Source organism: Ignatzschineria larvae DSM 13226, from assembly GCF_038500265.1.
GTDB lineage: Bacteria > Pseudomonadota > Gammaproteobacteria > Cardiobacteriales > Wohlfahrtiimonadaceae > Ignatzschineria > Ignatzschineria larvae.
In genome coordinates this window covers 2104981-2125088 of the sequence record NZ_CP150637.1, presented here as the reverse complement: position 1 = coordinate 2125088, position 20108 = coordinate 2104981, and the positions used below count along the sequence as shown (strand labels likewise).

The 20108-nt window shown below is 41.3% G+C and carries 13 protein-coding genes and 1 pseudogene; 9 read left to right on the top strand and 5 right to left on the bottom strand.

The annotated features are described in order from the left end of the window. Positions 1 to 317 precede the first annotated feature (317 nt). The gene (locus tag WMO13_RS08775) at positions 318 to 1427 is read left to right on the top strand and encodes a glycerol dehydrogenase (protein ID WP_026878227.1); all 1110 of its coding nucleotides are present in this window, start codon (positions 318 to 320) and stop codon (positions 1425 to 1427) included. Positions 1428 to 1919: 492 nt separating this feature from the next. Here the strand turns inward: WMO13_RS08775 and yiaY are convergent, their stop codons facing one another. Together yiaY and WMO13_RS08765 are read right to left on the bottom strand one after the other, a co-directional pair. Further along, a complete protein-coding gene (gene yiaY / locus WMO13_RS08770) occupies positions 1920 to 3071 on the bottom strand; it encodes an L-threonine dehydrogenase (protein WP_026878226.1) in 1152 nt (383 codons plus the stop codon). Between the two features lie 287 nt (positions 3072 to 3358). Then, the gene (locus WMO13_RS08765) at positions 3359 to 4153 is read right to left on the bottom strand and encodes a potassium channel family protein (RefSeq protein ID WP_084331402.1); all 795 of its coding nucleotides are present in this window, start codon (positions 4151 to 4153) and stop codon (positions 3359 to 3361) included. A gap of 376 nt (positions 4154 to 4529) precedes the next feature. Here WMO13_RS08765 and WMO13_RS08760 point away from each other — a divergent pair, with 376 nt between their 5' ends. The 8 genes and pseudogenes from WMO13_RS08760 to WMO13_RS08725 all read left to right on the top strand — a co-directional run bounded on the left by WMO13_RS08760 (position 4530) and on the right by WMO13_RS08725 (position 13812). Next, entirely contained in the window at positions 4530 to 5339 is an 810-nt protein-coding gene (locus WMO13_RS08760) for a putative hydro-lyase (RefSeq protein ID WP_034855139.1), read from the top strand. A gap of 105 nt (positions 5340 to 5444) precedes the next feature. Beyond that, positions 5445 to 7094 carry a type I restriction-modification system subunit M gene (locus WMO13_RS08755; protein WP_026878224.1) on the top strand — a complete coding sequence of 550 codons (1650 nt, stop codon included), beginning with the start codon at positions 5445 to 5447 and terminating at the stop codon, positions 7092 to 7094. 1 nt (position 7095) lies between these two features. Beyond that, positions 7096 to 8319, top strand: coding sequence for a restriction endonuclease subunit S (locus WMO13_RS08750; protein WP_026878223.1), 1224 nt, complete (start codon positions 7096 to 7098; stop codon positions 8317 to 8319). A 67-nt stretch (positions 8320 to 8386) separates the two neighbouring features. Next, complete coding sequence (locus tag WMO13_RS08745) at positions 8387 to 9055, top strand: restriction endonuclease (RefSeq protein ID WP_051396046.1); 669 nt, start codon at positions 8387 to 8389, stop codon at positions 9053 to 9055. 54 nt (positions 9056 to 9109) lie between these two features. Continuing rightward, positions 9110 to 9361 (top strand): hypothetical protein, encoded by a 252-nt coding sequence (locus WMO13_RS08740; protein WP_270049088.1) that lies wholly within the window; start codon positions 9110 to 9112, stop codon positions 9359 to 9361. Beyond that, a pseudogene (locus WMO13_RS08735) lies at positions 9362 to 9553 on the top strand (hypothetical protein); the annotation flags it as partial. Positions 9554 to 9555: 2 nt separating this feature from the next. Further along, positions 9556 to 12642 carry a type I restriction endonuclease subunit R gene (locus tag WMO13_RS08730; RefSeq protein WP_026878220.1) on the top strand — a complete coding sequence of 1029 codons (3087 nt, stop codon included), beginning with the start codon at positions 9556 to 9558 and terminating at the stop codon, positions 12640 to 12642. A gap of 195 nt (positions 12643 to 12837) precedes the next feature. Next, a complete protein-coding gene (locus tag WMO13_RS08725) occupies positions 12838 to 13812 on the top strand; it encodes a hypothetical protein (RefSeq protein ID WP_026878219.1) in 975 nt (324 codons plus the stop codon). 97 nt (positions 13813 to 13909) lie between these two features. Here the strand turns inward: WMO13_RS08725 and recG are convergent, their stop codons facing one another. The 3 genes from recG to WMO13_RS08710 form a co-directional block, all read right to left on the bottom strand. Beyond that, positions 13910 to 15961, bottom strand: coding sequence for an ATP-dependent DNA helicase RecG (gene recG, locus WMO13_RS08720; protein ID WP_026878218.1), 2052 nt, complete (start codon positions 15959 to 15961; stop codon positions 13910 to 13912). A gap of 800 nt (positions 15962 to 16761) precedes the next feature. After that, positions 16762 to 18093 carry an NADP-specific glutamate dehydrogenase gene (gene gdhA, locus WMO13_RS08715; RefSeq protein ID WP_026878216.1) on the bottom strand — a complete coding sequence of 444 codons (1332 nt, stop codon included), beginning with the start codon at positions 18091 to 18093 and terminating at the stop codon, positions 16762 to 16764. Positions 18094 to 18591: 498 nt separating this feature from the next. After that, positions 18592 to 19986, bottom strand: coding sequence for an NAD-dependent succinate-semialdehyde dehydrogenase (locus WMO13_RS08710; protein ID WP_026878215.1), 1395 nt, complete (start codon positions 19984 to 19986; stop codon positions 18592 to 18594). Between the last annotated feature and the right edge of the window lie 122 nt (positions 19987 to 20108).

The window sequence follows — 20108 nt, the reverse complement described above, 5'->3', positions numbered from 1 at the left end:
AGCGAAAGAGTATCTGTAGCCATACAGATGCTCTTTTTTATTGTTGGATTTTATGGCTTGATATTCGTCAAAGGAAGATGGAATTCTTGTATCAGCCTATTTTTGCGCTTAGCTGTTATCGGGGCTAATTCTCTAATTGTGGCGAGTTATTTTAAGCAATCTAATTACTGTGATGGTTAGAGGTTTGTAGAGAAGAGTGGTAGTATGGAGATAGGAGATTAGCTTCCTGATTTTAAGAAATTGAATGACGGATCAAGAGCTATCTTATTCAAGAATCGGAATCCGATTTGTGGGTACACAACTGAAGGAGTTTATATATGTTAAAAGTATTACAATCACCAGGAAAGTATGTTCAAGGCCCGAATGCGCTTCATTCTATTGCAGATTATGTGAAACCATTAAGCGACAAGGCATTTGTAATTGCCGATGCTTTTGTCTTTGGCTTAGTGGAAAAAACAATCGAAGCGAGCGCAGCCAAAAGTGGTATGCAATTAACAAAAGCAACTTTTGAGGGCGAGTGCTCACAAAATGAGATTAAACGTTTAGGCGAACTCTTTGCGAAAAGTGGGGCTGGCATTGTCGTAGGAATCGGAGGCGGTAAAACACTCGATGCTGCGAAAGCAGTGGCTTATTATGGCAAAGTGCCGATTGTTGTTGCACCTACAATTGCTTCAACTGATGCTCCGACTAGTGCGTTATCTGTGATCTATACAGATAGTGGTGAGTTTGAGAGTTATCTACTCTATCCTAAAAATCCTGATATCGTGGTGATGGATACCACGATTGTTGCTAATGCGCCGGTTCGCCTCTTTGTGGCCGGAATGGGCGATGCGCTTGCAACCTATTTTGAGGCTCGTGCATGTACCGAAGCCCAAAAAGGGACGATGGCAGGTGGTTTAACGACATTAGCGGCAATGTCATTAGCAACACTCTGCTATGAAACATTACTTGAAGAGGGTTTAAAGGCCAAATTTGCCGTTGAGAGTAAAGTGAGCACGAAAGCGGTAGAAAACATTGTAGAAGCCAATACATTATTGAGTGGGCTTGGTTTTGAAAGTGCAGGATTAGCCGCTTGTCATGCGATTCACAATGGCTTAACTGTGATCGAAGAGTGCCACGATATGTATCATGGTGAAAAAGTCGCTTTCGGCGTACTTGTACAATTAGTGCTTGAGAATAGCCCTCTTGAAGAGATTGAGGAAGTGCTAGAGTTCTCCACATCTGTAGGATTACCAGTCACATTTGCAGAACTTGGCTTTGAAGATGATGCGCCTAATTATCATGAAAAATTGAAAGAGGCGGCCAAATTAAGCTGTGCTGAAGGGGAAACTATTCACAATATGCCATTCAAAGTAACGGTGGATGATGTTTATGCCGCGATGATTACTGCGGATCGTTTAGGGCGTACTTGGTTACAAGGTGAATAGTAGATCATGTAGAGTCTCTTCTAACTAAATAGAAGATTAATAGGCTGATAAGATGAAATTATAGGCTGTAAGTGTTCTGCTTACAGCCTTTTTTAGTGTTTTCAGTAATGAGTAGATGAATAATCTATAGTAAATTTGGTTTAAGAAAAATGGTTTTTATGCAGCTAGTATGGGATTTTAAATGAACATAAAACCTTACTAAATACCCCTTGCAAGATGCCGGATAGAACAGCTTCCTTGCCTCGATCAACCGATGCGCCGGCATTTAAATAAGCTTATTTGGAATGATCTTACTATATATTGAGACATTACTAAGTAGATCGTCGTCTTATAAAATCAGCTCATAAAAAAACGGCACTCAATTGAGCGCCGTTCTACATTGTCATACTATCAACAAGTTTGTAAGATCAATCGGGTATGATGATAGTACCTACAAAGTTTATGATAACTTATAATAAGATTATAACTAGATTATAACTAGATTATAATAAATTACATTGCTGCTTTAAAGATATTTTCAACATCTGCTTGTGTGCCTTGAACGGGATTCGTTGCGGAGCAGACATCGAGAAGCGCATTTTTAGAGAGTAATGGGATATCTTCCGCTTTGGCATTTAACGCTGTTAAGTTCGCAGGAATATTGATTGCTGCTGATAACTCGCGGATTTTTGCAATCGCAGCATCTGCTGCATCCATATCACTCATATTGGCAACATCGATATGCATTGCTTTTGCAACCTCTTTGAGGCGACCAGAAGCGGCTGATTTATTGAAATCTAATACATGTGGTAAAAGAACCGCATTACAAACGCCATGTGGTAAGTCATACATACCGCCCAATTGGTGCGCCATTGCATGAACGTAACCCAATGATGCGTTGTTAAATGCCATACCCGCTAAGAATTGTGCATAGGCCATGTTGTCGCGTGCTTCGATATTATCGCCATGTTCAACGGCAGCTTGTAAATTCTCAATAATTAAAGTGATTGCTTTCAGCGCACAAGCATCTGTAATAGGGTTTGCTGCTGTTGAGATATAGGCTTCGATAGAGTGCGTTAATGCATCCATCCCTGTTGCGGCCGTTAAACCTTTGGGCATACCTTTCATCATGTGCGGATCGTTTACCGACAGAATAGGCGTGGAGTTTTTATCCACAATGGCCATTTTCACATGACGCTCTTCATCAGTGATGATACAGAAACGGGTCATTTCACTTGCAGTACCTGCTGTCGTGTTGATTGCAACCATCGGTAATTGTGGATGTTTAGTTTTATCTAAACCTTCAAATGCGCTGATATCATCGCCATTCGTTGCACAAAGTGCAATACCTTTTGCACAGTCATGGGGTGAACCGCCCCCTAATGAGATGACAAAATCACATTTTTCTGCTTTTAAAATTGCTAAACCGTCAGCCACGTTTTTAGTCGTAGGGTTAGGATTGGTGCCATCAAAGATTGCCGCTTGGATATCGACTTCATTTAGAAGCTTAATCACTTCATCAGCCATACCTGATTTAGAGAGGAAACTATCAGTGACGATTAACGCTTTTTTAAAGCCATAACCTTGAAGTGTTGCAACTGCATCAGCAAGAGCATTTTCACCAATGACATTGACAGGGGGCATAAAGAAAGTACTACTCATAATAACTTCTCCTTCATTCGATTAGCTAAGAGGCTAATACTCGTTAATAAAACTGATTATGACATTACAATCGCGCACTTAAGTGTCAATTGATTGTCAAAATTTATCCATAAACTGTGATCTATTGATTGTTAAGTCTATTATAGCGTAAATATTCTTTTTGTGAGGAAGATCTACAAGATGACTACATTATATGCTTTCTATACTGTGTTGTGTGAAAGGTAAATCGCTTTTTCAAACATTCTTTGCCATAGATTAATTTTTTTGATCATTTTAGGCGATCAAAAAATTTAATTTTTGGAATTTTTTTGTAGTCCATTTTGTAGCGATTTCGGGATATCTTTGGTAATGGTTACCATATGTTGTGGTGTGTAGAGATGTTGATAACGGGCTTTATCTTTACTATTCCAGGCTTGCACCATTGTTGTGACATAGACCGTAAAAATGGGGAAAACAGTAATGCCGGTGACCGCAAGAATGACAGTACTCACTTTCCCCATATCGGTGATAGGAATAATATTAGAACCAAGCGTAGTGACCGTCATTGAAGCCCACCAAAGCACATCATAGTAATTTTTGACATCGGGGTTCACCGGCGATTCAAAGAGATAGAAAATGAGCGTTTGAATATAAGCAACCGAGATAAGCAGCGAAAGATAGGCGATAAAAAGTGTGGTGATTTTGTTGCTAATTAAGAGATTAATGAGTAGTATCAGCGCAACAACGCCCCGCAGAATCGGGAGGAATTTGAGTAAGTAGAGCAGGTTATTGTGTAGATCAATCTCATAATAAGAGAGCAGATTGAGATAGGGAATAGAGAGGGGCACCAGCAGAAAATAGCGCCTAAAGTAGCGCCATTTATGATCGGCAATTAACATTAACAGAATGAAATCAATGAGAAAATAGATACAGATCCAAAATTGCAAACGAGTCGGCGTAACATCGAGATTGCGCTGAATATTAGGGAGATCCACAATCGTAATATCAATCAGCAGAATGATTGAGGCGAGGATTGTCAGTGTATAGAGTATTTTTTTGGCAATCAGTCGATAGTTAAAAGTAATAGTACGATCCAGTAATTTCATAAAATAGTACGTTCAGTCAGTATAAATTAGGTAAGTCCAAAATTGCATGTATTCATATGTATTCAGGGTAGGATTCGTAAGATAGTCATATCCTTAAAACCATATCTTGAAAACGACATAGAATTTCATATTGAAATTGTTGTGTGTCAATCTTTGTCGATAGAAGGGCTATTATAGGATCTCCCGTTATAGAAAGATATCTTTGAGATGGTCGCTAGGCAGGTAAAGTTGTGTCTGTTGTGGTCTGTTATTGATTTCTAATTCAATCAGGATAATAACGGCAGTGAATCACTTGATATCCCCTTTATAACAGGCTATTAATAGAGAAAGATCTTTTAATGAATCAGCTCAAATGTCATTACCCTAGGAGAGAATTATGTTGGAACACTTTAATTTGACGCAACTTTACCAACTTCATCCGCAAAAAGTACGCTCTTTAATTCGAGAAGGCCGAATTCGTCAACCTACCGCCGGTATTTCAGGGGGATTTGCCCAAGGCAATTTAGTCGTACTTCCTAAGAAATATGCCTATGATTTTCTCCTCTATACACAGCGTAATCCTAAGCCTTGCCCAGTATTAGAGGTGAGTGATGTGGGTTCGAGAGAGTTTAAATTAACGGCGAAAGGCTCAGATATCGCGCGGGATATTCCCCGTTATCGCATCTTTAAAGATGGACAATTGCAAGGTGAAGTTGATGATGTTGTGGATTATTGGCGAGATGATCTGGTGAGCTTTCTTTTAGGATGCAGCTTTAGCTTTGAATCTGCGCTTATTGAGGCGGGCATTAAAATGCGCCATATTGATGATGGTTCGAATGTGTCGATGTATGTCACTAATATTCAGACAAAGCCGGCCGGTATTTTTAGCGGGCCGTTAGTGGTCAGTATGCGCCCTATCCCTTATCAGCAGGTTGTAAAAGCCGTTACGATTACTAGTCAACACCCTGAAGTTCACGGTGCGCCGGTGCATATTGGGGATCCTGCACTTATTGGCATTCAAGACATTAGCAAACCCGACTTTGGCGATGCGGTACGTATTCTCCCCGGTGAAGTCCCTGTCTTCTGGGCGTGCGGCGTGACACCTCAAGCGGCGGTGATTCGTTCTAAACCGAGCTTTGTCATCACTCATGCACCGGGGCATATGTTCATTACCGATATTAAAAATAATGAGCTAGATTCGTTGTAATTAATATTATAAAAAATACTTATTTCCTTATAAGGCCTCAATTTTGGCGGTAAATCTGCTAGAATTGAGGCCTATTTATCAATATACTTAATCATTGGGTCAACTATGTCAGAGCAAAATTCTAAAACTTTATATAGCGCACTTTGGGCATCTGCCGATATTTTACGTTCCAAAATGGATGCCAACGAGTATAAGAATTACCTATTGGGGATTATTTTTTATAAATACCTCTCTGATAAAATGCTCCATTACGCAGTAGACCAGCTAGAAGATGAGATCGAAATGCTTCTACCGGAGAATATACTCTCTCAATGGAAAGAGAGTGAGCGACAGGAACTGAATTTTAAGCAAGAAGTTTATCGCGCTGCCTATGAAAATCCCGAGATTCAAAATGATCTGAAAGATGCGCTTAGAGAGGAATTTTCCTATGTGATTGCGCCGGACTATACTTTTACACACTTGATTAATGAAGTATTTAATCAATCTTTTCAGCTTGAGAGTTTACAACAAGGATTTCGGAATATTGAGCAATCGTCCGAAGCCTTTGCCAATCTCTTCCAAGATATTGATCTCTATTCCCGTAAATTAGGCTCGACACCTCAAAAGCAGAATGAAACCATCTCCGGCATTATGAAAGCCCTTGCCGAGATCGACTTTGCCGGCCATTCGGGCGATATTCTCGGCGATGCGTATGAGTATATGATTGGGCAGTTTGCCTCCGATTCAGGGAAAAAGGCCGGGGAATTCTACACGCCGCAACCAGTTGCCGAGCTGATGACCAAAATCGTCATTCATGGCAAAGAGAATCAAAAAGGCTTTAGCGTATATGATCCCACAATGGGCTCAGGTTCGCTCATGCTCAATATTAAAAAAGAGACAACCGAGCCCAATACAGTGCTCTATTTTGGGCAGGAGATTAATACCTCTACTTATAACTTAGCGCGCATGAATTTGATGCTTCATGGTGTGCCGATCGCCAATCAACATTTAAGCAATGCCGATACACTCGACGAGGATTGGCCGACAGAAGAGCCTACAAACTTCGATGCGGTATTAATGAATCCGCCTTATTCTGCGGATTGGAGTGCGGCAAAAGGGTTCTTGGATGATGTGCGCTTTGCACCTTATGGCGTATTAGCGCCGAAGTCGAAAGCAGATTTTGCCTTTCTTTTACATGGTTTTTATCATCTGAAATCATCCGGCACGATGGCGATTGTCTTGCCGCATGGCGTTCTATTTCGGGGCGGTGCGGAGGAGAAGATCCGTAAAATCTTACTGGAAAATGGTCATATCTATGCGGTGATTGGGCTACCCTCAAATATCTTCTTTAATACCTCCATTCCTACAACGATTATTGTCCTCAAAAAAGATTATGATCAGCGCGATGTACTCTTTATTGATGCCTCAAACGAGTTTGAAAAAGTACGCACACAAAATATCCTCACCGCCGAGCATATCAACAAGATTTTACAAACTTATGTGGAGCGTAAAACGATTGATAAATATAGTTATGTGGCAAGCTTTGAGGAGATTGTTGAAAATGAGTTTAACCTCAATATTCCGCGTTATGTAGATACTTTTGAGCCAGAGCCTGAGATTCCACTTGCCGATATCTCTGCCGATCTTTTAGCGGTTAATAGCGAACTGCAAAGCGCCGAGCAAGCGCTCTTTGCCATGCTCGATGAGCTAACCGGCACCAATGCCGAAGCCGAAGCCGAGCTGACCGCCTTTAAAGCAGCACTGAAAGGGGAATAAGATGGCGAAGGATAAAATGAATATTCCGCAAATTCGGTTTAAGGGATTTGAGGGGGAATGGGAGAAGAAAAAATTAGGATTTTTCGGAAAAATACGAATGTGTAAACGTATTTTTAAAGAAGAAACAACGGAGATTGGAGATATTCCTTTCTATAAAATAGGGACTTTTGGAAAAGAGCCAGATTCATTTATTTCTGAAGAGATATATGAAGAATATGTAGAGAAATATCCTTATCCTGAGAAGGGGGATATTTTAATATCTGCATCAGGAACGATTGGTAGAACTGTTGTTTATAATGGTGAAAAAGCATATTACCAAGACTCAAATATTGTTTGGTTAGAACATAATAGAAAAAAACTATTGAACGAATATTTACTCCAAGTATTAAACAATACATCTTGGAATGAGTTAGAAGGTAGTACTATCAAAAGGTTGTATAATAATGACTTACTAAATAAAGAGTATTTTTTCCCTAATATTAAAGAACAAACCCAAATCGGCAACTTCTTCCAAAAGCTTGATCAAGTGATTGAGCTACAACAAAAGGCACTCGATACGGCGCGTGCTTATAAACAATCGATGTTGCAAAAGATGTTCCCACTAAAAGGGGAAAAAGTTCCGCGTGTGCGTTTTGCCGGATTTAGTGGGGATTGGAAAGAGGAGAAGCTGGGAAATGTGGCAACTATCTATAGAGGATTGACTTATAAACCGACAGATGTTGTAAAACCGGGCGACGGTATCAGGGTTTTACGTTCATCGAATATAGATGAAGATATCCTTGTATTAAATAAGGATGATGTTTTTGTAAAAAAGAGTGCAGTGAAATTAGAAAACATTAAGGTTGGGGATATCCTCATCACTGCAGCTAATGGAAGTAGCCGATTAGTAGGTAAGCATGCCGTTTTAACAACTGAATTGCAAAATACTGTACACGGCGGATTTATGCTTATAGCAAGGACAAAAGTGCCATTTTTTATTAATTCTTGGATGAATACTTTTGAATATAAAGTAATGTTGCAATTAGTTCAGGGAGGGAATGGTGCAATTGGTAATTTATCAAAGTTAACTCTGGAAAAATGCAAAATGCATATACCAAAATTAGAGGAACAAATCCAAATCGGCAACTTCTTCCAAAAGCTTGATCAACAGATCGAACAACAAGCGCAGAAACTCGCCACTTATCAACAGCTGAAAAAAGCAATGTTACAACGCATGTTTGTGTAAAGGGGCGATATGGATATCTATAAAATCAGTGCTCATCATTTAGATGCGATTAAAGAGGAGAATAAAAGTGTTTTTTAAAAATTGGTTTAAGGGAAAGAATAGTGTAGAAGATGTTCAAAAAATGCCGGAAATTCGGTTAGCTGATTTACTCGCTTGTGATAGTGATGAACCTTTAGATCTCATCACCGCTATTCAGAATTTAGATATGAGGAAATATGATCGGAATGTTCCACCTCAAGATTTAAATGAGATTGCAAAAGCAATTTTGGAAAAAATAGGGTATAACGCCGAGATTGTCGATGGAATGAGAGATGGCGGGATTGATGTTGTTGGCTATCAAAATAATGTGCGTAAAATCGGTGTGCAATGTAAACAGTGGAATCCTAAAAAGCTCAATAAGCGCATTAGTACTCAGGAAATTAATGCTTTTCGAGGTTCACTTTCGAGTAAAAAAATTGAACAAGGAATATTTATCACGACACACTATTTCGATGATTATGCTCTAAAAGCAGCAGATGATAATTTGATCTTAATTGATCGCCGGCAACTCTACGCACTTTTAACCCGCTTCTTCCCGCAATCAATGAGTAAAATTGCATATACTCAAAATTTAGAAGATCAAGCTAATTGCCCCAATTGTAAAGAAGGAAAACTCTTCAAACTATATCGAGAAAAACAAAGTAACTACGATTGGTGTGAATCGTGCCGTGGTGTTCCCGGAAGTCGTAAAGGGTAGTGATTGAGGATTAAATCATCTAATCATTTGGTGAATGTGTGGAGGATGAAAGCCGTGAGCTTTGAGACAATTCGAAAAATGGATGAATTTGGTAATGAATATTGGTTAGCACGTGAGCTAGCGCCATTATTAGAATATAAACAATGGCGTAATTTTTTACCGGTTATTGAAAAGGCAATGGAGGCCTGTAAAGCCTCTAATAATGACGTTTTTTCCCATTTTGCGGAAGTGCGCAAAATGGTTGGGTTAGGGCTTGGAACAAGTAGAGAAATTTCAGATATAAAACTTTCTCGTTATGCCTGCTGAACACATTTTGATGTTGGGAAAAAAGTACGGCAAACAATTAGTGAATTAGGTGGCACTATGCCGGAGGATTTAGAAACCCCTACAAAAGGTGTTCAACAATTAGAGAGAGTAAGAGCAAAAATAGAGGAGAAACAAAAATCTGAAATTGATAATCAGCCTTTATTAATCGATGAATCGTTACAGAAAGAGTAAACATGGTTAAATTTACAAAAGAAGCAAAGCTTGAAGAGAATCTCATTAATCAATTGACCTCCGGCGAATCCCAATGGATTTACCGTGAAGATCTGCGGACCGAAAAAGATCTCTGGACAAACTTTAAAGAGATCCTAGAGCGCAATAATCGTGCGGTATTAGATGGTGAAAATCTTACCGAGCAGGAATTTAATCAGATTAAAGCACAGCTTACATTCCCCAACTTCTATGAAGCGGCCAAATGGATTTCAGGGGAAAATGGGATTGCAAAAGTGCAGGTACAGCGGGAAGATGCAAGTCTGGGTACTATTCGCCTAAATGTGATTAACCGCGCGGATATCGCCGGTGGTACGACGGTTTATGAGGTGATTAATCAATATACGAGTCGGCAAGAAGCGGGGCGGGAGCGCCGGTTTGATGTTTCATTGCTCATCAATGGATTGCCGATGATTCATGTGGAGCTTAAAAATCGTCAGCACCCTTACATGGATAGTTTCCGGCAAATTAAAAAGTATCTTAAAGAGGATAAGTTCAAAGGGATCTTTTCAAGTGTGCAGATGTTTGTGGTGAGTAACGGCACAGATACCCGCTATATTGCATCGAGTAATTACAAATATCTCAATGAGAAATTTTTAAGTAAATGGGTCGATGCGGATAATAAGCCGATCACGGATTATCTCGATTTTGCGAAACAGGTGTTATCAATCCCGCAAGCGCATCGAATGGTGACCCAATATTCTATTACTGATCGGGATAAAGAGGCGTTGATTCTATTACGGCCTTATCAAATTCACGCCATTGAAGCGGTTAAAAATGCCTCGCGCGTACAGGAATCAGGTTACGTTTGGCATACAACCGGTTCGGGAAAAACGCTCACATCCTATAAGGTGGCCTGTAATCTGCTTCAAATACCCGCAATTGATAAAACGGTCTTTATTGTAGATCGTGTCGATTTAGATCAGCAAACAACAAGCTCTTTTGCCTCTTATGCCGAGTTTGACCCTATTTCAATTGATGAAACGGATAATGTCAATGATCTAGTCAAGCGTCTTACCAGCGATGATCGAACGGTAATTGTGACGACAATCCAAAAGCTCAATCATCTGATGAAAAGAATGGCTGAAGAGGAGATGAGTGAACGTAGTGCCAAGCGTTATGCCAAAATTAAAGCATTAAAAGTGGCCTTTATTGTGGATGAATGTCATCGAGCAGTGACACCGCAAAAGAAAAAGGAGCTAGATCAGGTTTTTCGCTATGCATTGTGGTACGGATTTACCGGTACACCTATTTTTGGAGAGTTGAAGAAGAAAACAACCACGGCAATGCTCTATAGTAGCGCACAAAATAGACCGACTGAAGCAGATAGCGATCGTTCATGTCTACATCAATATACGGTAAAAGAAGCCATTAATGATGGCGCGGTGCTCGGGTTCCAGATTGAATATAAAAATCCGTTTCAAGAAGATATGATTGATGAGATTGTGGAATATTATCATCCCAATAAGCATCCTGAGTTTCTTTCCGATATTGAGAAAGAACAACTCATTCCTAAAACAGTGTACGAAGAGAAAGATCATCGTTTAAAGGTGATCGATTCCATTGTGAATCAGTCGCGCAGTAAACTTGGGTTCACTACTGAAAATGGTATTGGTAGAGCCTATGGGGCGATCTTAACTGTTTCGAGTATTGCTGCTGCACAAGATTATTATGCGCTTTTTCAAAGTGTGATTGCCGGCAATGAAACGGTAAAAATTAGTGAACGAACCAAAGCGATCTTGCCCGATTTTCCTAAAGTGGCGATTACTTACTCGATCTCTGAAAATGAAGAGAGCTCTATTGATAATCAGGAGAAGATGGCCGCCTCAATTGCGGATTATAATGCGATGTATGGCACGAGTTATACTTTAGAGACGATTCGTGCCTACAATCAAAATGTGAATTTACGCCTTGCACGCAAACAGGAGCGCTATCAGCATCGAGATGAGCAGATTGACATTATTATCGTTGTCGATCGTTTATTAACAGGATTCGATGCGCCGGCAATTTCAACACTCTTTATTGATCGTCCGCCGATGAGCGCGCCTAATATTATTCAAGCTTTTTCTCGTACTAATCGACTCTATGATCAGGGGAAGAAGTTTGGCCAGATCGTCACATTTCAAACGCCAGAGCTGTTTATGCAAGCGGTGAATGATGCGCTTTTCTTATATTCAAATGGGGGTGAGAATTATGTGCTTGCACCGAGTTATAAAGAGGCAGCGCAGAATTTAGCAGAAGCCTTTGCGGCGTTAAAAAATATAGTGCCAACGCCGGCGGTTGTGGATGAGCTCTTAATTGAGGAGAAACGCAAATTCGCGAAAGCCTTTCAGGAGCTTGATAAAGCTCTGAGTGCCATTAAAACCTATTACGAATTTAATCCAGACAGCCTAGCAGAGGAATTTGGCATTATTGATAGTGAGATGGAGGAATACTATGGGAAATATCAAAATGTTCTAGAAGAGCTACGGAAAAATATTGCCGAAGATCCTGAAATAGAGCCGCTTGATATTGAATACGATCTGCAAACCCATCATAGTGATGAGATCAATTATCACTATATATTATCTCTGATTCAGCGTTTTGTTCCAAAAGAGCGCTATACGCCGGAGCCACAATTTGATAGCGGTGTTAAATCACAAGAGGTTGATGATTATATTGCACAATTACGGATCGAAAATGGCAAGTTGGCCGACTTGATGGCACAGTTATGGCGCAATATTCAACAATCGCCGGAAGCCTACCGAGGGAGAAATATCAATGAATTGCTCGGTGAGATGGTGAACAATACGATTGAGCATTTAGTAGATAATTTTGCCAAAAGGTGGGCGGTTCAACCAGAGCAATTACAGTTTGTGGTAGATAACTTTAATCCGAGTAAAATCGATGAACCTCAAATTGGTGAAGATGATCTGCGTAAAAGTAGCAATTACGAGCAATATCGAGAGATCACCGAAAAACCGGTAATGCGTTTGCGTTATAACAGAGCTGTCAAAGAGGCTTACACGAAAATGATTATAGAGGATATTTTACCATTGAGGGTACAGGGGTAGGGTTTGAGTCGAGATGCAATAGGTTAGGGTGTTATGTAACGGTTATAAGGTTAATAGATAAATATTAAAAAATATAAATGTCGATATATATAAATATTGATATGTATATCGATATATAAAACACTAATATATAAAATATTATTTTGTTACAATAGTCACTATTATTCACTAATCTAGCAAGGAAAGGTTCATCAAATGACGGATACGCCGAAGCCATTTTGGCAGACATTACGTTTTATGTTGAGTAGTTTAATGGTGTTAACCTACTATCTCGATCGATTGTTGGCGCCTTCAGCAGGTGTTGAGGGCTTGATGATTGCTTTCAATACCACGTTAATTCCGATGTTTGTCTTTATCTCGGGATATTTAGCGAAGGATATTACAAAGACCGAAATCCGTCATGCTGTAATCCCGGCGATCATTACCTGTTATGGCTTTCAGATGATCGATACGATTCCGCTTATTATGCGTGGTGAATTCTCTTGGTTAAACTTCTTTATCATGCCGCTAGATGGGGTTTGGTTTATTCTTGCTGTGCCTGTTTGGCAATGGGTGAGCGTGATGAATGTCGAGCTTCGGCATCATCCGTTGATCTCTTTTTTAATACTCTTTGCAATTGGATTTGCCGGGCTCTATTGGTTGCAGCCTTATACAGGATTTGCCTTAACACTCGGTTATTTCCCCATCTTCTTCTTAGGTCGGCGTATTCCGGCTGAGACAATTATGCGCTGGCGTAATCAATCGTGGATGGTATTTACGCTATTTTTGTTAGGCACGATTCTGCTCTTCTTATGGTGCTACCACTATTTGCCGCTTGCGCCCGATTTTATGACGCTTTGGCAGTGGCAAATAGATGAGGCGCTTCTAACATACTGCGTTTTTACCTTCTTCAATCTACTCTTTGGCGCGCTTTCGCTCTATCTGATTCGATACAGCACTTTACTCAAAGATATCGCCCCGAAATCGCTGGGTGTTTACCTTATTCACCCGATCTTATGTATCATTATTCTAACGCTTCTAGAACGAACAGGATTGCGCTTAGATCTACCGATGGCGATTCTTTTTACCCTCATTACAATCACTATTGCTGTAGGATTAGCGAGTATTTATCCATTTAAATGGTTATTAGCGCCCAAATTACCGACACGAGAAGTGGTTGAAAAAGCCTAAGATTGAAAGCCTGATTGCAAGTCTAGTTGGAAAACATAGGATTGAAAAATTAGGATTAAAAATCCATAAGATCTTTGATCGAGATTGATTGCGGATATTAACTCCAGACAAATTGTCCGCTCTCCCCAATCCAACGATCAATGAGCTTTTGAGTTAATTGGGGATCATCGATCACCCGATTGGCAATCTCGGTGGCGCGTTCAATCAGCGGTTGATGATGAAAGAGATCGGCCATACGGAAACGAAATTCTCCTGTTTGTCGAGTACCGAAGATGTCGCCGGCCCCGCGCAACTCAAAATCTTTCTCGGCAATCTCAAAGCCATTATTCGTCGCTTGCATAATCTCAAGGCGCTCTTGCGTCATCTGTGATAATGGCGGTGAATAAATTAGTAGACAGAAAGAAGCTTTAGAACCTCGCCCAACACGCCCACGAAGCTGATGGAGCTGAGATAAACCAAGTCGCTCGGCATTTTCAATAATCATAATGGAAGCATTCGGCACATCAACACCCACTTCAATGACCGTTGTTGCCACTAAAATATCCAGCTCATGGGCTTTAAAGCTCGCCATAATCGCCTCTTTTTCAGAGGCTTTTTGCCTGCCATGAATGAGCCCGATGCGTAAGTGCGGCAGTCGTTCACAGAGATCTTCATAAGCCTTTTCAGCAGCCTTTGCCGGCAAAACTTCAGATTCTTCAATTAACGTACAGACCCAATAGACTTGCGTTCCCTCTTGGCACTGCGCTTTAACGCGTTCAATCACTTTATCCCGCGCTTTATCACTTACGACAGTCGTAGTAATCGGGATTCGATTAGGCGGATACTCATCAATCACAGAGCTTGAGAGATCAGCATAGAGCGTCATGGCCAATGTTCTTGGAATGGGGGTTGCGGTCATCATCAATTGATGGGGCGTAAAACCTTTGGGCGCTTTGGCTTGTAAGGTTAAGCGCTGCTCAACACCAAAGCGATGTTGTTCATCGATAATCACGAGATTGAGCGCTTGATATTCTACGCTCTCTTGAAAAACGGCATGAGTGCCGATAATCACAGAAACCTCCCCCGATTTTATTTTCTGCTGTGCTTCTCGTTTCTGCTTTTCGGTGAGTTTACCAGTTAAGAGAATCGTAGGGATATTGAGCGGCGTCAGCCACTTTTCGAGATTAATAAAATGCTGTTCGGCTAAGAGTTCGGTGGGCGCCATAAAGACCGCCTGAAAGCCTGCTTTGGCCGCGTGAATCAGCGCACTTGCGGCGACAACGGTTTTACCTGAACCTACATCACCTTGTACTAAACGCATCATCGGCGCTTGAGATTGTAGATCTTGCTCAATCTCGGAAATCACGCGGTTTTGCGCATTGGTAAAGGTAAAGGGGAGATTTTCCCGAAAAGTGGCTTGTGCTTTAGGATCAAGATGAATCGGTTGAGAGCGCTCTTTATGAAAATGGGCGCGGGCGCGTTTAAGCGCAATTTGATGGGCAACAATCTCTTCAAGGGCGAGAATCTCCTGTACAGGATAGTGTTTCTGTTCAAGCCTTTCGATATTGACATCGGTCGGGGGTTTATGGAGAAAGTAGAGCGCATCTTTAAGGTTGATATCTTCATCTTCGAGATAGGCGGGAAAGTGTTCATCCTTTAATTCGCTGAGCAGATTATCGATAAAGCCTTGCATCTGCCGCTGTGTAATGCCGGCCGTGAGGGAATAGATCGGCGTCATTCGCTCTTCAAGCTCGCTATTTTGATCTAAGAAATTAAGCACCTCCGGATGACTCATCTCAAGGCGATTTAAACCATAACGCACTTCACCATAGCAGCGGAGCACCTTGAGCGCTTCAAAGCGTTTGACCATATTGGGGAAGAAGTTAAAAAATCGTACTGCCATGACGCCGGTCTCATCTTTAAGGTAGATCAATAGCGTCGGCTTTCGGCCTTTACTCATCTCTTTTTTGATAATCTCCCCTTCAATAATGGCAATCTGTGAGGGTTGCACCATCGCAATAGGGGTAATACGGGTTCGATCTTGATAACGAAAAGGCAGATGAAAGAGCAGATCGAGATAATTATGAATCCCGAGCTTACCGAGTGTTTCAGCCATTTTCGGCCCAACACCTTTCAGTTTTGTAATCGGTCTATTCTTGAGCGTTTCCACGTATAAAGATCTTCAATTTTGGTTAAAAGAGAAATAATAACTTCACTAAAAGATACCACAATAGGATTAGTTTAACTTAATATAATGCCTTAAGCATAGTCAGGATAAGTCTATTTTGGGTATTTTGAGCGGTGATTGGGGATGTTTGAAATAAGAAAATTGACCGCATCGCCGGGGGGAAATATCCCGTTCTTCCATCGATCGCGCGCCGGCAGTTGTGGCGCTTTCGCGTCGGGTAATATCTTGAATGCCGGAATCTGCACTATCACCGAGAGATTGAGAATCGCTCATCTGCGGGATCGGCGCTCTTGCCGAGAGATTGAAAATTGCTCATCCGCGGGCGCTCGATTGTTCTGGTTTCACGATCATTCCCTCCCGCCGCAAATCGGCTTTGATTTAGAACGACTAAGAAAATTGACCGCATCGCCGGGGGAAATATCCCGTTCTTCCATCGATCACGCGCCGGCAGTTGTGGCGCTTTCGCGTCGGGTAATATCTTGAATGCCGGAATCTGCACTATCACCGAGAGATTGAGAATCGCTCATCTGCGGGATCGGCGCTCTTGCCGAGAGATTAAGAATCACTCATCCGCGGGCGCTCGATTGTTCTGGTTTCACGATCATTCCCTCCCGCCGCAAATCGGCTTTTAATAAGAATGAAAAAATTTCAGAAAGTTTTCCCATATCTGAAAAGTGGGTACTATCTTTATTGAGTAAAACAATAAAACCCCATAAGGCACTAAAATAGAAGTCCTTATGAGGTTCTAGATTGCTATTGTATCGATAAAAAGCTATTTAGAATTACAATACACCTTGTGCAAGCATTGCATCTGCAACTTTCACAAAGCCGGCGATGTTCGCGCCTTGAATGTAGTTGGTCTGTTTCGCTTCGCCACCAAATTCGACGCAGTGATTATGGATATCTAACATAATGCGGTGTAAATAGCGATCGACTTTTTCAGCATCCCAAGACATACGAGCAGCATTTTGCGCCATTTCCAAACCGGATGTGGCAACGCCGCCGGCATTCGCGGCTTTACCGGGGGCAAATAGTACGCCCGCTTCAATGAAAAGCTCTGTAGCCGGGATAGTCGTCGGCATATTAGCGCCTTCAGCAACAGCTTTTACGCCATTTTTGATTAATAATTGTGCTGCTTCTACATCTAACTCATTTTGAGTTGCACAGGGTAGAGCAATATCAACAGGAACACACCAAGGTTGTTGATCCGCTAAATAAGTTAAGCCAAACTCTTTTGCATAAGCTTCTACCCGACCATAATTATTTTTGATCTCTTCTAAGCGAGCAAGCTTTTCTGGGGTAAAGCCCTCTTCATCGACGACCGTACCGTTTGAGTCAGAAGCCGTAATGACTTTTGCACCCATCTCCATGCACTTTTCAATGGTGTATTGAGCCACATTACCGGAACCTGATACAGAAACGCGCATCCCTTCAAAGCCTAACCCATGACGTTGTAGCATTGCATTGGTGAAATAGACAAGGCCATAACCTGTTGCTTCTGGTCGAATTAAGCTTCCACCGAAAGAGAGCCCTTTGCCGGTAAAGACACAGGAGGTATCATTAGATAGCTTTTTCATCATGCCGGTCATAAAACCGACTTCACGTCCGCCGACACCGATATCGCCGGCAGGTACGTCCGTATTTGCACCTAAATGGCGATATAATTCGGTCATCAATGCTTGGCAGAAACGCATCACTTCGCCATAACTTTTCCCTTTAGGATCAAAGTCAGATCCACCTTTTCCGCCCCCCATAGGTAATTTGGTCAAGGCATTTTTTAATGTCTGCTCAAAGCCTAGAAATTTGAGAATAGAGAGATTCACTGAAGGGTGAAAACGCATTCCCCCTTTAAATGGGCCGATTGCAGAGCTATATTGCACGCGCCAAGCTCTATTTACCCGCACTTTACCTTGATCATCCACCCAGCAGACACGAAATTGGATCGCTCTTTCTGGTTCTACGAAACGTTCAAGTAGTGCTTGATCTCGATATTTAGGGTTATTTTCTAAGAATGGCCAAAGCGAGGTAAATACTTCGCGGACAGCTTGTAGAAATTCAGGTTGTAGGGGATCCCTTTTTTGTACAGATTCTAGAAATGATGATAATGAACTCATCGTTTCCCTCCTTTTATATTGTGAGGTAATACTCCTCATTTCCGTGTTGTGAGAATTTTAGGAAATGTGAGAATGATTTGCATTTGCTTGTTAATTATTGTTTTTATTGAGCAACTACCCATTGAATATAGCATTAGTTTTAGGCTATATTTCAAGCTTTTTTTATTTTAATGTGAAAAAAGTTTTAAGTGATACCTTGTGAAAAACTATTTTTGCGGAGATTGAAGGCGCTAGGTTTATTGTGTTAGATCCTAGATTTTATCTGCATCTATCGGATAATTGTTGTGACTGATTAATGATAAATTTGAGGTTAAAATAGGATCATAGATAGATAGCCTTAACCGATTAATATTACTGATTGTTTCTTTCTTATATAACGATGATATGAAAACACCCCAAAAGTTGTCTCTAACTTCTGAGGTGCGGTTCACTATTGAGTTTTTTTGATAGTTTGATCTTTTATTCGCTCTGTTCTTTATGATCGAACAGCACAAAAACTTACGCTTTCACATTCCCAATAGAGAGATATTTCGTTTCAAGGTAAGGTTCAATGCCTTCAGATCCTCCTTCGTTGCCAATGCCACTCTCTTTGAGTCCACCAAATGGCGCTTGGGCAGTGCTGGGTAAACCATCATTCCAACCGAGAATACCGAAAGTGAGGTTCTCTTGGCAGTAGATGCCGGTTTGATAATTGTTGGTGAAGAAGTAAGCAGCTAGGCCAAAAGGTGTGCTGTTAGCAATTTCGATGGCTTCCTCAATGGTTTTAAAGGCGACAATCGGTGCCACAGGGCCAAAGGTCTCTTCTTGCATAATATTCATATCAAGCGTGACATCCGCAAGTATGGTAGGATCGATAAAGTAGAATCCTTTCTCATCGTCAAAATGGGTAGTACCGCCGGTAAGGACTTTTGCACCTTTCGCTTTGGCATCTTCAATTTGTGCCACCACTTTTTGGAAACCTTTTTGATTAATGAGTGGACCTACATCGACGCCTTCTTCTAAACCATTGCCCACTTTGAGCGCTTTAGCGGCTTTGGCAAATTTCTCACTAAATTCGGCTAATACATTTTCATGGACTAGGAAGCGATTAGCACAAACGCAGGTTTGGCCAGCATTGCGGAATTTTGAAGCGATCGCTTGCGTTACAGTGTAGTCGATATCGGCATCTTCACAAACGATAAAAGGCGCATGACCGCCCAACTCCATAGAGACATGTTTAACGCTATCGGCACTCTCTTTCATCAGTAATTTACCGACCGGCGTTGAACCGGTAAAGGTGATTTTACGCACATAAGGGCTTGCCGTAAAAAGTGGACCAATATCTGCCCCCTGACCATTGACAATTTGAATCACATCTTCAGGAATGCCTGCTTCATGAGCAAGTTCCACTAAGCGAATCATCGTTAGAGGGGTATCTTCGGCGGGTTTAACAATAAAGGTACAGCCGGCTGCTAGGGCAGGACCTGCTTTACGGGTCATCATCGCCGCCGGGAAGTTCCAAGGGGTAATCGCTGCCACTAAGCCTACGCCTTGCCGGGTAACTAAAAGGCGCTTATTGGGGCTACTTGCGGGGATGGTACGTCCATAGATACGCTTTGCTTCCTCTGCATACCAAGTAAGGTAACTCTTGGCATAGAGCACTTCCCCTTGTGATTCTTTGAGCGGCTTCCCATTCTCTTTGGTCATAATCTCCGCAAGCTCATCTTGATGCTTCATAATGAGTTCAGCCCATCTTTCAAGTAGGGCGGCTCGTTCATACGCATCCGTTTTGCTAAAATGTGCGAAAGCTTTTGCGCCTTTTTCTAATTTGGTATTCACAACTTCAGCGCTATCGGCTTTGACGGTGGCAAGAATTTCGCCGGTAGCTGGATTTTTAACAATAATATCGCTCATATTTTCTCCCTTAAGTGTTTAATTTTATCGCTATCTTTTAAATCCCTAAAGTCTGAAAGTACTTCATATTAGGGAATGATATCGTATTCATTGTAGAACAAAATAATCTCTTTTTGTGCGAT

Bases quoted from the DNA above. Each gene is read 5' to 3' on its own strand.
- WMO13_RS08760 (WP_034855139.1), top strand. From the start codon at position 4,530: ATGTTGGAACACTTTAATTTGACGCAACTTTACCAACTTCATCCGCAA.
- WMO13_RS08750 (WP_026878223.1), top strand. From the start codon at position 7,096: ATGGCGAAGGATAAAATGAATATTCCGCAAATTCGGTTTAAGGGATTT.
- WMO13_RS08755 (WP_026878224.1), top strand. From the start codon at position 5,445: ATGTCAGAGCAAAATTCTAAAACTTTATATAGCGCACTTTGGGCATCT.
- WMO13_RS08725 (WP_026878219.1), top strand. From the start codon at position 12,838: ATGACGGATACGCCGAAGCCATTTTGGCAGACATTACGTTTTATGTTG.
- WMO13_RS08775 (WP_026878227.1), top strand. From the start codon at position 318: ATGTTAAAAGTATTACAATCACCAGGAAAGTATGTTCAAGGCCCGAAT.
- WMO13_RS08710 (WP_026878215.1), bottom strand. From the start codon at position 19,986: ATGAGCGATATTATTGTTAAAAATCCAGCTACCGGCGAAATTCTTGCC.
- gdhA (WP_026878216.1), bottom strand. From the start codon at position 18,093: ATGAGTTCATTATCATCATTTCTAGAATCTGTACAAAAAAGGGATCCC.
- WMO13_RS08765 (WP_084331402.1), bottom strand. From the start codon at position 4,153: ATGAAATTACTGGATCGTACTATTACTTTTAACTATCGACTGATTGCC.
- WMO13_RS08730 (WP_026878220.1), top strand. From the start codon at position 9,556: ATGGTTAAATTTACAAAAGAAGCAAAGCTTGAAGAGAATCTCATTAAT.